This is a genomic window from Qipengyuania flava (assembly GCF_011762005.1).
GTDB lineage: Bacteria > Pseudomonadota > Alphaproteobacteria > Sphingomonadales > Sphingomonadaceae > Qipengyuania > Qipengyuania flava.
In genome coordinates this window covers 453443-467141 of record NZ_JAASQU010000002.1, presented here as the reverse complement: position 1 = coordinate 467141, position 13699 = coordinate 453443, and the positions used below count along the sequence as shown (strand labels likewise).

Annotated in this window: 15 protein-coding genes; 8 read left to right on the top strand and 7 right to left on the bottom strand. The window is 65.9% G+C overall.

Annotated features, from left to right (window positions below):
* Window positions 1-30 precede the first annotated feature (30 nt).
* Window positions 31-921 carry a UTP--glucose-1-phosphate uridylyltransferase gene (locus FHS69_RS08900; protein ID WP_166777405.1) on the bottom strand — a complete coding sequence of 297 codons (891 nt, stop codon included), beginning with the start codon at window positions 919-921 and terminating at the stop codon, window positions 31-33.
* Between the two features lie 125 nt (window positions 922-1046).
* Between FHS69_RS08900 and murA the strand changes: the two genes are divergently transcribed.
* Complete coding sequence (gene murA / locus FHS69_RS08895; RefSeq protein ID WP_166777404.1) at window positions 1047-2330, top strand: UDP-N-acetylglucosamine 1-carboxyvinyltransferase; 1284 nt, start codon at window positions 1047-1049, stop codon at window positions 2328-2330.
* Between the two features lie 62 nt (window positions 2331-2392).
* Window positions 2393-2620, top strand: a complete 228-nt coding sequence (locus FHS69_RS08890) for a hypothetical protein (RefSeq protein ID WP_067501271.1) — start codon at window positions 2393-2395, stop codon at window positions 2618-2620.
* A gap of 9 nt (window positions 2621-2629) precedes the next feature.
* Here the strand turns inward: FHS69_RS08890 and FHS69_RS08885 are convergent, their stop codons facing one another.
* The 3 genes from FHS69_RS08885 to FHS69_RS08875 form a co-directional block, all read right to left on the bottom strand.
* Window positions 2630-2911: a ribbon-helix-helix domain-containing protein gene (locus FHS69_RS08885; protein ID WP_318254411.1), complete on the bottom strand. Its 282-nt coding sequence runs from the start codon at window positions 2909-2911 to the stop codon at window positions 2630-2632.
* 49 nt (window positions 2912-2960) lie between these two features.
* Complete coding sequence (gene phbB, locus FHS69_RS08880) at window positions 2961-3686, bottom strand: acetoacetyl-CoA reductase (RefSeq protein ID WP_067465564.1); 726 nt, start codon at window positions 3684-3686, stop codon at window positions 2961-2963.
* Between the two features lie 129 nt (window positions 3687-3815).
* Window positions 3816-4580 (bottom strand): hypothetical protein, encoded by a 765-nt coding sequence (locus FHS69_RS08875; protein ID WP_067465565.1) that lies wholly within the window; start codon window positions 4578-4580, stop codon window positions 3816-3818.
* A gap of 345 nt (window positions 4581-4925) precedes the next feature.
* Here FHS69_RS08875 and FHS69_RS08870 point away from each other — a divergent pair, with 345 nt between their 5' ends.
* From FHS69_RS08870 to holA, 4 genes are all read left to right on the top strand, one after another.
* A complete protein-coding gene (locus FHS69_RS08870) occupies window positions 4926-5375 on the top strand; it encodes a DUF3576 domain-containing protein (RefSeq protein ID WP_067465568.1) in 450 nt (149 codons plus the stop codon).
* A gap of 62 nt (window positions 5376-5437) precedes the next feature.
* Window positions 5438-7954 carry a leucine--tRNA ligase gene (leuS, locus tag FHS69_RS08865; protein WP_166777403.1) on the top strand — a complete coding sequence of 839 codons (2517 nt, stop codon included), beginning with the start codon at window positions 5438-5440 and terminating at the stop codon, window positions 7952-7954.
* Window positions 7954-8454 carry an LPS assembly lipoprotein LptE gene (gene lptE, locus FHS69_RS08860; RefSeq protein WP_166777402.1) on the top strand — a complete coding sequence of 167 codons (501 nt, stop codon included), beginning with the start codon at window positions 7954-7956 and terminating at the stop codon, window positions 8452-8454. Before leuS ends, lptE begins: the two co-directional genes overlap by 1 nt.
* The gene (holA, locus tag FHS69_RS08855) at window positions 8451-9497 is read left to right on the top strand and encodes a DNA polymerase III subunit delta (protein WP_166777401.1); all 1047 of its coding nucleotides are present in this window, start codon (window positions 8451-8453) and stop codon (window positions 9495-9497) included. Before lptE ends, holA begins: the two co-directional genes overlap by 4 nt.
* Before the next feature lie 10 nt (window positions 9498-9507).
* On the opposite strand, the gene FHS69_RS08850 is transcribed toward holA, so the two are convergent.
* From FHS69_RS08850 to FHS69_RS08840, 3 genes are read right to left on the bottom strand one after another with little or no spacing between them, the layout of a single operon-like run.
* On the bottom strand, window positions 9508-10056 hold the full coding sequence (locus FHS69_RS08850; RefSeq protein ID WP_166777400.1) for an LptA/OstA family protein: 549 nt from the start codon (window positions 10054-10056) through the stop codon (window positions 9508-9510).
* A complete protein-coding gene (locus tag FHS69_RS08845; RefSeq protein WP_166777399.1) occupies window positions 10056-10724 on the bottom strand; it encodes an LPS export ABC transporter periplasmic protein LptC in 669 nt (222 codons plus the stop codon). The genes FHS69_RS08850 and FHS69_RS08845 overlap by 1 nt, the downstream gene beginning before the upstream one ends.
* 24 nt (window positions 10725-10748) lie before the next feature.
* A complete protein-coding gene (locus tag FHS69_RS08840) occupies window positions 10749-11366 on the bottom strand; it encodes a ribonuclease D (protein ID WP_067675349.1) in 618 nt (205 codons plus the stop codon).
* Window positions 11367-11445: 79 nt separating this feature from the next.
* Here FHS69_RS08840 and FHS69_RS08835 point away from each other — a divergent pair, with 79 nt between their 5' ends.
* Both FHS69_RS08835 and FHS69_RS08830 read left to right on the top strand, forming a co-directional pair.
* Window positions 11446-12129 (top strand): uracil-DNA glycosylase, encoded by a 684-nt coding sequence (locus tag FHS69_RS08835; RefSeq protein ID WP_208380274.1) that lies wholly within the window; start codon window positions 11446-11448, stop codon window positions 12127-12129.
* Window positions 12130-12202: 73 nt separating this feature from the next.
* Window positions 12203-13699, top strand: a complete 1497-nt coding sequence (locus tag FHS69_RS08830) for a serine hydrolase domain-containing protein (RefSeq protein WP_166777397.1) — start codon at window positions 12203-12205, stop codon at window positions 13697-13699.

The following is a 13699-nucleotide window of genomic DNA, read 5'->3' as shown; positions in this document are numbered from 1 at the left end:
AGGGGGCGCTTCGGCGTCCCCTTTTTTGCCTTACTCCGCCAGCAACCGCTGCGCCATCATGCGCACCTCGGCGCCCATGTCTTCGCGTTCGAGCGCCAGCGCCAGAGTTGCCTCGACGAAGCCGGTCTTGCTGCCGCAGTCGAAGCGGCGGCCGGCGAAGGTGGCGGCGTGGAAGGGCTGGTTGCCGATCATCTTCGCCATGGCGTCGGTCAGCTGGATTTCACCGCCTGCGCCCTTTTCCTGATCCTCGAGTACGCGCATGACTTCGGGCTGGAGGATGTAGCGACCCGAGATGATCTTGTTGCTGGGCGCTTCCGCGACAGGAGGCTTCTCGACCAGCCCGGTCACCTCGGTGAGCGTGTCCGACAGCTCGGCGCCGGGTGCGATGACGCCATAGCTCGACACTTCGTCCTGCGGCACTTCGAGCACCGAGATCAGATTGCCGCCGACCTTGTCATAGGCTTCGACCATCTGCTTCATGCAGCCGGTGCCGCCGCCCTTGGCCGCGACCATCAATTCGTCGGGCAGGAGAATCGCGAAGGGTTCGTCCCCCACGATCGCGCGCGCGCACCAGATCGCATGGCCCAGCCCCAGCGGGACCTGCTGGCGTACGGTGATGATGTCGCCCGGCGTCGCGCGGGTGGGATCCAGCACCGATAGGTCCTTGCCGCGCTCGTCCATCGTGGTTTCGAGTTCGAACGCCATGTCGAAATGTTCGACGATCGCGGTCTTGCCGCGGCCGGTGACGAAAATGATCTGTTCGATCCCCGCCTCGCGCGCTTCGTCCACCGCATACTGGATCAGCGGGCGGTCGACGATCGGCAGCAATTCCTTGGGAATGGCCTTGGTCGCGGGGAGGAAACGGGTACCCAGTCCGGCGACGGGAAACACGGCTTTCTTGATCGGTTTATGAGCTGACATGCTGCCTCACGTGCAAGGTTGTGCGCTGGGCGCATAGGAATGAAACGACAAACGACCGCTGGCGCGCGGGTGCGACACTCTCGTGACGCTTGCCAGCTAGACGCGTAAGGGTAAAGCACGGTTCCATGGACAAACTGATCATTCGCGGCGGCAAGCGCCTGTCGGGCACCATTCCCATTTCGGGCGCCAAGAACGCCGCGCTTACGCTGATACCCTGCGCGCTTCTGACCGAAGAGGCGGTGACGCTGCGCAATCTCCCGCGGCTGGCCGATATCGACGGCTTCCAGCACCTGATGACGCAGTTCGGCGTCAGCCATACCATCCCCGGCAAGCGGCCCGAGGATTTCGGCCGCAACGTCACGCTCGAAGCGATGCGGATCACCAGCTCGGTCGCGCCCTATGATCTCGTTCGCAAGATGCGCGCCTCGATCCTCGTGCTCGGCCCACTGCTTGCCCGCACCGGCGAAGCGACCGTCTCGCTGCCCGGCGGCTGTGCGATCGGCAATCGCCCGATTGACCTGCATCTCAAGGCACTGGAAGCCTTCGGCGCGCAGATCGAACTGGCGCAGGGCTATGTGAAGGCGATCGCGCCCGATGGCGGGCTGCCCGGCGGCGACTTCGATTTTCCCGTGGTCTCGGTTGGCGCAACCGAGAACGCGCTGATGGCGGCGGTGCTGTGCAACGGCACCAGCCGGTTGATCAATGCCGCGCGCGAACCCGAGATCGTCGATCTGTGCAATCTGCTGGGCGCAATGGGTGCCGAGATCGAAGGCATCGGCACATCCGAATTGACGATCCACGGCGTCAAGAAGCTGCATGGCGCGACCTATCGCGTGATGCCCGACCGGATCGAGGCGGGTTCCTACGCCTGCGCAGCGGCGATCACCGGGGGCGAGGTGCGGCTCGAGGGTGCCGATGCGGGCGACATGGGTTCCACGCTGCACGCGCTGCGCAACATCGGGGTCGAGGTGGAAACCGACAAGCACGGCGTGAACGTCGCCGCGCGCGGCCCGCTCAAGGCGCACAACCTCACCACCGCGCCCTTCCCCGGCCTCGCGACCGACATGCAGGCGCAGCTAATGAGCCTGCTGACCCGCGCCGAAGGCACCAGCGTGCTCAAGGAAACGATCTTCGAGAACCGTTTCATGCATGTGCCCGAGCTGGCGCGGATGGGTGCCGATATCGAAACCGAGGGGCGCACCGCGATCGTCCGCGGACCGGTCGAACTGACCGGGGCCGAGGTAATGGCGACCGATCTGCGCGCCTCGATGAGCTTGGTGATCGCCGGACTGGCAGCCGAGGGCGAGACCACCGTACGGCGGCTTTACCACCTCGACCGCGGTTACGAGCGGCTCGAGGAGAAGCTTCAGCTGGTGGGCGCGGATATCGAACGGGTCGGCGACGACTGAGCCAAACTGCGCGGACCTTTCCGGCGATCCGCACGTTGGATCGCCAAGAAAGGAGTTCGCATATGTTACTCAAATTGCTTGCACTCGGCGGCCTCGGCTATGCCGGATATCGCTATTACGAGAAGAACCGTGTCGACCGCAACGGCGTCGCCTTTGCCGATGGCCAGCCCGAAGGGCAGTTCCGCGACGCGGGCGCCGCGGCAACGGGCACCAAGGGCGACACGATGAGCAAGACCGACGAAGCGCTCGACGAGACCTATCCCGCGAGCGACGCGACCGCCAAATACTGACGCGACGGGCTAGTGCCCGTCGCCGACCGAAGAAGGGGCGGCTGGAGCGATCCAGCCGCCCTTTTCATGCGTGACCAGCCAGATGCGGATCGCGCCCGCGAGACCCGGCGGGGTCTCGGCGCGAATCCGCTCGGCGTCGATCTCGGCGACCAGCGCATTGATCGACTGGTTGCGCATCCGTGCGGCGGTGGTGAGCTTTTCCCAGAACAGCGGTTCGAGGCTGATCGAGGTGCGGTGTCCATCGATGCGGACCGAGTACTTCTTGGGGGGATGGTAAGGGGGCATTTGCATTGCGCGCGCTCCTAGACAGGCGCGCTCCGGCCGGAAAGCCCCCAAACGATCAATACATGTGCTGTCCACCGTTGATGCTCATCGTCGATCCGGTGACGAATTCGGCGTGTTCGGAACACAGGAAGCTGACCCCGCGCGCAATCTCACCGGCTTTGCCCAAGCGGCCGACTGGGATCTTGGCGACGATCTTCTCGAGCACAGGTTCGGGCACGGCGGCGACCATGTCGGTATCGATATAGCCCGGTGCGATCGCGTTGACCGTGATTCCGAAGCGCGCACCCTCCTGCGCCAGCGCCTTGGTGAAGCCGTGAATCCCGCTCTTGGCGGCGGCGTAATTGACCTGGCCGTATTGCCCGGCCTGGCCGTTGATTGAGCCGATGTTGACGATGCGGCCCCACCCGCGTTCCTTCATCCCGGCGAAAGTGGCCTTGGCGGTGTTGAAACAGCCGCCCAGATTGGTGCGCATGACCGCGTCCCAGTCTTCATAGCTCATCTTGAGGAGGGTCCCGTCGCGCGTGATCCCGGCGTTGTTCACCACCACGTCGATCGCACCATGTTCGGCCTCGATCGCCTTGCAGGCGCCGACCACCGCGTCGTGATCGCCGACATCGAAGCGCGCCGTGGCAATGCCGGTTTCCTCGGTGAACCGCCGGGCTGCGTCGTCATTGCCCGCGTAGTTGGCGATGATGGTGAAGCCGCGCTCGTCGCGCAGCCTTTCGCAGATCGCGCGTCCGATCCCGCGCGTGCCCCCGGTTACGATGGCTACCCGTGACATAGCAAAGCCTCCCATTCCCTAGCGTTGGCCGAGGAGTAAGCGAGCGGCGGGGAGGCGCCAAACACTTTCGCGCGCGAAGCGCCGCCGTGCAGACGTATTTACGCTGAGGGGATGGTCAGGCGAAAGCGGTCAGAAGCTGACGCGCGTGCCGACGTAAACGGCCTGGTCGTCTTCGACCCCATCGGTCAGCGGGGCGAGGCGGTTGCTGTCTTTCGACAGCCGCACGCCTGCGGTCACGTTGACATTGCCGACCACGCGGTAGGAGGTGCTCAAATCGACGCTCTGATTGCCCGTGCCGTCGAAGGTGCGCGGCGAGGCGCCGGCGGTTTCCTGCTTTTCGAGCGCGAGCCGCGAAGCGAACCGGCCGGGCTTCTCTGCCCGGTCGCTCTTGTCGGGCGCGAAGCTGGCGAGATCGGGCATCCCCATGTCGCGCAGCCCGACCGAGACATTGGCGGGTTTGGTCGCCTGCGCGAAGCTCTGGTAGCCGCGAGCGACGCCGAGATTGTAGCTGGTCGGGCTGACCGCGAGCACGCGTTCGCGATCCTCGCCGGTGCCGACCGAATTGATTGCACTGCGTACCGAAATGGCGCGTGCAGTGGCATCGTCTACCCGGACCGCAACGGTGACGGTGCGGTCCGACGCCAGCCCCGGCTTGCTGGCCGGCGTGAAGCGCAGCCCGTCTTCGCCCATCACCGCAGCAACGCGCGCGGCAAGCTGGGGATCGACCTTGGCAGGGGTGAAGGGAAGATAGGATACCGCATCGGGAAGCGGTGCGTCCGTATCGCCCTGAACGACGGCGAGACCGGCAGCGGGAATCGTCAGCGCGAGCCCGGCAGCCGCCAGCGCAGCGGGAACGAACCGCGTCTTGCCCTGACTTTTCACCGAACGTGCCATCGCGACCCGCTTCCCTTTCCATCAGTAACCCATAGTCACGAGCCGCTGAACGGTTCCTGACTCCCGCCTGGCCGACGAGCGAGTCCCTGTCTTCGTTGATTGGCAACGTAACACCCGATCGTGTCATGGCCAGCTTTTCCACAAGCGCCGGTGTTATTCGCGGGCAAGTGTTGCCCAACATCCACAAGGACTTGTCCGTAGGCGGACGCCAACCGTTTCCGGTCGCCCGAAGATTAAGCGCGTATTCACGCGCGGGCGGCTGTGTGCGTCCCGGCCTGCCTATGCCTTGCTCCGAAGCGTGCAGGCTTTATAGAGCCGGGAACGTCAGTGATACCAAGGATCGACATGAGCGCTTTCGCAACCATCCGCCGCCCTGCCACCCTCGCCGTTGCGATCGCCGCCACGGTCGGCCTCGCGGCATGCGGCGGCGGGCGCGAACGGCCGCAAGCGGATCTGGCCGCGGCGCAGGTGACCACGATCGGGGTGAATTCCTACCTCTGGCGTGCCGCTCTCGATGCGGTAAGCTTTGCGCCGCTGCTTCAGGCCGACAGCAACGGCGGTGTGATCGTGACCGACTGGTACGCCAATCCCAGCAATCCTGCCGAGCGTGTCAAGATCACCGTCACGATCCTCGATTCGAACCTGCGCGCCGATGCACTGCGCGTCGCCGCCAGTCGCCAGGTCAGCCAGGGCGGGGGCTGGGTCGATGCGCCCGTACAGGCGGCAACCGTGCAGAAGCTGGAAGACATCATCCTGACCAAGGCCCGCGAACTGCGCCGCGACGCAGTCGGCTGAGCCGGGATGGAAGGCGGGAAAACGCCTTCCCTTGAGCAGCAAAATCCGTAAACGCGGCTCGCATGAGCAGCGATACCCGTTTCGATCCGGCCAGCGCCGATGCACGCTGGCAAGCCGCGTGGGACAAGGCGCAGACCTTCCGCGCCGACAGCAATTCGGACAAGCCCAAGAGCTACGTGCTCGAGATGTTCCCCTATCCCAGCGGGCGCATCCACATCGGCCACGTGCGCAACTACACGATGGGCGACGTGCTGGCACGCTACAAGAAGGCGACCGGGCACGAGGTGCTGCACCCGATGGGCTGGGATGCCTTCGGCATGCCGGCGGAAAATGCCGCGATGGAAAAGGGCGTCCACCCGGGCGGCTGGACTCGCGACAATATCGAACACATGAAGGCGCAATTGAAGCGCCTCGGCTTTGCGCTCGACTGGAGCCGCGAGCTCGCCACCTGCGAACCCGATTATTACGGTCACGAGCAGGCGCTGTTCATCGATCTTTACGAAGCCGGTCTTGTCTATCGCAAGGAAAGCGAGGTCAATTGGGACCCGGTCGACATGACCGTGCTCGCCAATGAACAGGTGATCGACGGCAAGGGCTGGCGCAGCGGCGCGGAAGTCGAGAAGCGCAAGCTCAGCCAGTGGTTCCTCAAGATCACCGACTTCGCCGAGGACCTGCTCGAAGGTCTGGGCAGCCTCGAGAACTGGCCCGACAAGGTCCGGCTGATGCAGGAAAACTGGATCGGTAAGTCGAAGGGGCTCGAATTCAGCTTCGACCTGTCCAATGGCGACAAGCTGCCGGTCTACACCACGCGGCCCGATACGATTTTCGGTGCCAGTTTTGTGGCGGTCGCCGCCGATCACCCACTGGCGCAGGGCATCGACAGCGATGACGCGCGCGATTTCATCGCGCTGTGCAAGAAGGGCGGCACCACCGCCGCCGAACTCGAGACCGCGGAGAAGCTCGGCTTCGACACCGGCATCACCGCCAAACACCCTTTCACGGGCGCGGATCTGCCCGTCTACATCGCCAATTTCGTGCTGATGGATTACGGCACCGGCGCGATCATGGCGGTGCCAGGCCACGACCAGCGCGACTTCGAGTTCGCCACCAAATACGGCCTGCCGATTCCGCGCGTCGTCGCCGCAAGCGTCGAAGATGCGGGCAAGGGTTTCGACGGCGAAGCCGAGGCGGGCGAGGGCGTGCTGGTCAATTCGGACTTTCTCGACGGGATGGAAGTCGAGGAAGCCAAGCGCGAAATCATCCGCCGCATCGAGGATCAGGGACGCGGCAGTGGCAAGACCGTCTGGCGGCTGCGCGACTGGGGCGTCTCGCGCCAGCGCTACTGGGGCACGCCGATCCCCTTCATCCACTGCGAGAGCTGCGGCGTAGTGCCCGCGCCCAAGGACAGCCTGCCGATCACGCTGCCCGAGGACGTCGACTTCCAGACGCCGGGGAACCCGCTGCTGCGCCATGCGACATGGAAGCATGTCGACTGCCCGAAGTGCGGCGGCAAGGCGGAGCGCGAGACCGACACGCTCGACACTTTCGTCGACAGCTCATGGTACTTCCTGCGTTTCGCCAGCCAGCCGGCGGACAAACCGTTCGACAAGGACGAGATCGCCAAATGGCTGCCGGTCGAACAGTATATCGGCGGGATCGAACATGCGATCCTGCACCTGCTCTACGCCCGGTTCTGGACGCGCGCATTGGCGCATATGGGTCAGATCGACGTAACCGAACCCTTCGCCTCGCTGTTCACGCAGGGCATGGTCACGCATGAGACCTACAGCCGCAAGGACGGGAGCAAGACGCTTTATTTCGCCCCCGACGAAATCAGCCGCGAAGCAGAGCGCGCGCTGCTCAAGGCGGACGGCGGCGAAGTCGAGATCGGCCGCGTCATCAAGATGTCCAAGTCGAAGAAGAACGTCGTCGACCCGGACACGATCATCGACACCTATGGCGCCGACGCGGTGCGCTGGTTCATGCTGTCCGACAGCCCGCCCGAGCGCGACCTGCCGTGGTCCGAAGCGGGGATCGAGGGTTGCAGCCGTTTCGTGCATCGCCTGTGGCGGCTGTTCGCGGCATATGATGCGGGCGCCGAGGGTGAGGACAAGGCGTTGCTGCGCAAGACCCACCAGACCGTCGCCGCGGTAGCCGAGGACATCGAATCGCTCGGCTTCAACAAGGCGGTGGCGCGGATCTACGAACTGACCGGAGCGGTCGAGAAGGCCGCGCCTTCGGCCAGCCGATCGGCCGCGATCCGCACGCTGGTTCAACTGGTGGCGCCAATGATGCCGCATCTCGCGGAAGAGGCATGGAGCGCGCTGGGCACCGAGGGACTGGTGGCCGACGCGGCGTGGCCCGAAGTGGACCCGGCGCTGCTGGTCGAGGACGAAGTCACCATCGCCGTCCAGCACAAGGGCAAGCTGCGCGACACGCTGACCGCGCCCAAGGGAGCCTCCAAGGAGGATCTCGAAGCGATGGCGCTGGCTTCCGACAAGGTGCAGCGCTCGCTCGACGGGGCAGAAGTCCGCAAGATCATTGTGGTGCCCGACAGATTGGTGAATATCGTCACCTGATGCGCATCCTCCTCGCCTCGCTCGCCCTTGCCCTGCTGTCCGGTTGCGGCCTGGCGCCGATGTATGCCGGTGGCGGCAGCGGAATGGTCGCGCAATCGCTCGCGGCGATCGAGGTGGCGCCCATCGAGGGGCGTGCGGGCTGGCTGGTGCGCAGCGCGCTCGAGGAACGGCTGGGCGCCGCGGGGCAGGCGAATGCGCGTTACCGCATGGACGTGCGGCTCGACGACCAGCTCGAAGGACTCGCCGTATTGCGCGACGATACGATCAGCCGCGAACGGCGCACGTTGCGCGCGCGATACCAGCTGGTCGATCTCGCCACGGGCGAAATCGTGCTTGATGCGACCGACGGCTCCGACGCCGGGATCGACGTGGTGTCGAGCGAATATGCGGTCATCGCGGCGGAGCAGACCGCGTTGCAGAATCTGTCGCAGGATCTCGCGCAGCGGATGGTGACGCGGGTCGCGCTCGCGCTGCGCGAGCAGGGCGAAGCGCAGCAGTGAAGCTTACCAACCGCGATTTCGCGGCCAAGGCACGGGGTGCCGCGCAGGGCTGCGGCATTTTCTTCTTCTGCGGGCAGGACGAGGCGGGTGCCAGCGCTGCTGCCAACGAATTGGTGAGCTGGCTGCCCGAACCGGGCGAACGGGTGGAAATGTCGGGCGCGGAGTTGCGCGGCGACCCGGCGAAGCTGGGCGACGAGGCGCGCACCACTTCGCTGTTCGGCGACCGGCGTCATATCTGGGTGCGCGCGAGCGGCGACGAAGCGCACGAGGCGATCAAGGTGCTGGTCGAAACGGGCGAATCGGGAGCGGGCGAGGCCTGTCCCGTAATCGTGGTGGCAACATCGGCAACCGACAAGTCGCGCACCGCCAAGCTGCTCGAGAAGCGCAAGGACGCCTTGGTGGCGATGTTCTACCCGCCCGACCTGCAGTCGGTGACCCGCAGTGTGCGCGGGCTTGCCGACGGCGCGGGCGTGCGGCTCGGCGGGGACCTTGCCGAACGCATCGCACGTGCGGCCAATCTCGATGTCCGCCTTGCGCGCAGCGAGGTCGAGAAGCTGGCACTGTATCTCGATGCGAGCGCGCAAAGCCCGCAGACGGCAAATGCGGAGGATCTCGACGCGATCGGCGCGGCGAGCGAGGACGATGGCTTTACCCCGCTGGTAAACGCGGTGATGGGCGGGCAGGCGCCGAAGGTCGGGACCGAACTGGCGCGGATGAAGCAATTGGGGCTCAACCCGGTGGGCGTGTTGCTCGCTTTCGAACGGCGCGCGGCGCAACTCGCGCGGATCGCGGCGGCGCTTGGCTCGCGCTCGTTCGGCGATCTCGACCGCGGCGAAGAGGCGCGGCTGGGCATTTTCTTCAAGGAGAAGCGCGACATCGGCCAGCAGCTGGCGCTGTGGCGCCATGGAGACAAGCTCGACCGGCTGACCCAGCGGCTGGTCGCGCTGCACCGCGAATTGCTCACCAACAGCCAGGCCGCAGAGCTGCTGCTGGCGCAGGGGCTGGCCGATATTGCGCGGGTCGCGGTCGCCCGCGCGCGCTAGCGCGCTGCGATCAGTTCTCGGGGACCGAGAAGCTGCCGGTGACGCGGCCGCCCGATTGGCCCTGTCCGGTAACCGAGGAAGAGCCGCTGGCGCGACCGTCGACGCTCGACACGCCCGACGCGAGGTCGATTACCAGCCGCCCGCCGTTGAGCGTGTCGCCGCCGCGGTTGAGGCGCACATTGCCGGCCATGGTGATGATCCGGCGGTCGAAGTCGTAGACTGCGGTATCGCCGCGCGCGCGCTCGTTGCCGCGAGTGACGTTGACCCCGCCGGTGGCCATGATGCGCTGGATCTTGAGGTCGCCGGCATCGGTGTAATTGACGATCGTCCGCGCAGCCGAGAGATTGAGACCGGCCTGAGTGATCTTGACATTGCCCGACAGCACCACGCGGTTCTGGCGGTCCTGCAGCTCGATCCGGTCCGCGGCATAGGACACGGGCGCGTTCGAATTGTGCGAGGCGATCGCCTGCGCGGAGAGCTGGATGCCGGCAAAGGCCGCGGCAGTCACCGCGAAGGATCCGATGCCCCAGCGGGCCGTGGTGGGGAGCAGCTGCTTCATTACGGCATCCTCAGCTTTCCGGGTTCCATGCGCAGCCGCGCATTGCCCGTCAGGGTAATCGTGCGTGCCGACAGGTCGGCGGTCAAGCGGTCGGCACTGAAGGTGCCGGCGGGAATGGCGCCCTCGACGCCGCCCGCGCCGGTCAGCTGCTTGGCGGCGAGATCGACCGAAACGTCGCGCGCCAGCATGCGATAGCCATCGGCGGCAAGCATGCGCATCGGGCCGACGACCGAGACGACCTCCTGGTCGATATCGTACTCGCCCGCCCCCGCTATCAGCCGCGCGGGCCCGTCGTCGAGCAGCAGCCGCGCGACCAGGTCGTTCATGCGTACGATGCCCTCCGCGCTCGACCGCTGCACCGCTTCGCCCGCGGTAAGCGAGAAGGGGCGCCCCCTGGCATCGGCGCCGCGGTACAGCGCATTGTCCACCCGCAGGCGGTTGTCGATCACCGCCACCTTGTTGCGGTCGAGCAGGAAGCTGACTTCGCCGCGCGGGCTCAGCGGGGTAATTACCATCAGCGCGGCAAGTACGCCCACGCCCATCGGCAGCGCCCGTGCGAGAAAGCCGACCAGCCGGTCGTGCGAGCCACCGGGCTCCGCCCAGTGCTTGCGCAGGCTGCGGCGTTGTTTCGCCTCCTGCGTCTCGATCCTGCGTTGCCGGAATACCATGGCTCTCGTGTGCCCGCGCGGTGCTTACATGTGGCTGAAGATGTCGTGATCCGCCCAGCCGGCGACATCGAGACGCGCCCGCGTGGGAAGGAAATCGAAACAGGCCTGCGCCATTTCCGTGCGGCCCTCGCGCTCGAGCCGCTTGTCGAGCTCGTCCTTCATCCGGTGCAGGAAGCGTACGTCGCTCGCGGCATAGTCGCGCTGCGCTTCGTTCAGTTCGGGGCCGCCCCAGTCGCTCGACTGCTGCGCCTTGGAAATGCTCTCGCCGAGCAGTTCCTCGACCAGCATCTTGAGACCGTGGCGATCAGTATAGGTGCGCACCAGCTTGCTGGCGATCTTGGTGCAATAGCACGGCGTCGCCATCACCCCGAGATAATGCTCGATCGCGGCGAGGTCGAAACGCGCGAAATGAAACAGCTTGAGCCGGGCTGGATCGGCCAGCACGGCCTTGAGGTTGGGCGCGTCATAATTGCTGTCAGGGCCGAAGCGTACGAGATGTTCGTCGCCCTTGCCGTCGCTGATCTGCACGACGCACAGCCGGTCGCGGATGGTCACGAGACCCATGGTTTCGGTATCGACGGCCACCGGGCCATCGGCGAGGACGCCTGCGGGGAGGTCTTCTTCGTGGAAATGCACTGCCATGGCCGAGGCCTTAGGCGCATCGGGGATTGCTGGAAAGGGGTGCTGGCACGCGGGCATTCGGGGGCGTAGTCGCGGGGCCATGGCAGACGACCCGATCCCCCCGAGCTGGCAGCGCGCGCTCAAAGACGTGCTGGCTGGCGACCGCGCGCGGCAGCTCGGCGGGTTCCTCAGCGCAGAGGAAGCTGCGGGCAAGACGATCTACCCGCCGCGCGGGATGCGGCTTAAGGCGCTGGAACTGACGCCGCTCGACAGGGTGAAGGTGGTGATCCTCGGACAGGACCCGTACCACGGTCCGGGGCAGGCGATGGGCCTGAGCTTTTCGGTGCCACCGGGCGTAAAGGTGCCGCCTAGCCTGGTGAACATCTACAAGGAGCGCGAAGCCGATCTCGGCCTTCCGCGGCCGGCGCACGGCGACCTCAGCCCCTGGGCACGGCAAGGCGTGCTGTTGCTCAACAATGCGCTGACCGTCGAGGCGGGCCTGGCGGGGAGCCATGCGAAGCGCGGGTGGGAGGTAATCACCGACGCCTGTGTCGCAGCGGTTGCGGCGCGCAGCGATCCCAGCGTTTTCATCCTTTGGGGAGGGCATGCGCAGGCCAAGGCCGCGCGTATCGAACATCTTCGCGACCCGCGGCATTGCGTCATCGAAAGCCCGCACCCAAGCCCGCTATCGGCGCGTCGGGGCTTTTTCGGATCGCGTCCCTTTAGCCGGGCCAATGCCTTCCTCGAACGCACGGGACGCGGCGCGATCGACTGGTCACTCTAACCCCGCTGCCGGGCCCCGCTTGCAAATCGGCTCCGTGTGGTAAAGGTTTCGCCGGCGTTTGGGGAGGTTTTCGATGAGAGCGATTTACCGGGCCGGTGCCGCGCTGGCGGTCATGGGGATGATGGTCCCGTCCACTATGGGGAGCGCGCGCGAGCATCACGCGCCAGCGGCCTCGCAGCAGGGACAGGGAGCGGATGAAGCGAAAGCAGCCGCGCTCGCCGAAGCGATGCGTGCCGCCGAACTGTGGATCGAGGGACGCCGTCAATACCGCCGCATCCCCGCGATTTCGGCTGCGGTCGTACAGGGAGAAGCAACCGTCTGGTCCAAGGGGTTCGGAACCACCGACCGCGCGCTACAGCAACCCGCCACCCCCGACACGATCTATTCGATCTGTTCGATTTCGAAACTGTTCACCGCGGTCGCACTGATGCAGCAGTGGGAACAGGGTAAGGTCGCGCTCGATGCGCCGATCCAAACCTATCTGCCATGGGCCAAGCTCGCTGCAGACGATCGCGAAAGCGTGCCGGTCACGCTGCGCGGCGCGCTGACGCATTCGGCGGGCCTGCCGCGCGAATCAGACTTCCCCTACTGGACCGGACCCGATTACCCGTTCCCGAGCCAGGCGCAGGTCCGCGCCACGATCGGCCAGCAGGCGCCGCTATACCCCGCATCGACCACCTGGCAGTATTCGAACCTCGGCCTGACGCTGGTGGGCGAGACGGTCGAGGCGGTCAGTGGACAGGCCTATGCCGATTACGTCAGCGCCAACATCCTCGACCCGCTCGGCCTCGAAGACACGCGCCCGGGTATTCCGGCGGATCTGTACGGCGAGCAGATGGCCGTCGGCTGGGGTGCGCTCGAGATCGATGGTTCGCGCCCACCGATAAAGCTGTTCGATCCCGCGGGAATCACCCCTGCCGCCGGATTCAGCGCCAGCGTGGCCGACCTCGCGAAATTCGCCGGCTGGACCTTACGCCTCGCCGAATCGGGAGAAGCCGAGGTGTTGCGCGCTTCGACGCTGCGCGAGATGCAGCGTGTCCACTATATCTCGCCCGATTGGCAGACCAGCTGGGGGCTCGGTTTCTCGGTCCGGCAGGAAGGCGGCACCACGGTGGTCGGCCACGGCGGTTCGTGCCCCGGCTACCGCAGCGCGCTGATGATCGCGCCCGACGAAGGGATGGGTGTGGCAGTCGCCATGAACGCCATGGACGATCCGGGCACCATCGCCCGCGGCATTGTCGCCCTGATCAAGGCGCGCGGAGAGTCCAAGCCCTTCGACCCGGTCGAGGGAGTCGATCTGGCCCAATATGCCGGTGTCTACAGCGGCCAGCCATGGGGCGCGGACAGTATGCTGATCCCGTGGGCGGGAGGGCTGACCTGGATCGCGCCCGATACCGACGAACCGGCGCGCAACCTCTATCGCCTGAAGCCGCTGGGCGGTGATCGCTTCCGTGCAGTCACCGACAAGGGCGAGGAACGCCACGAGGTCGTGTTCGAACGCGATTCGAACGGTAACGTCCGCGCCATCCGCCAGCATTCGAACACCAGCCAACGGCTGCGCGGACTCTAG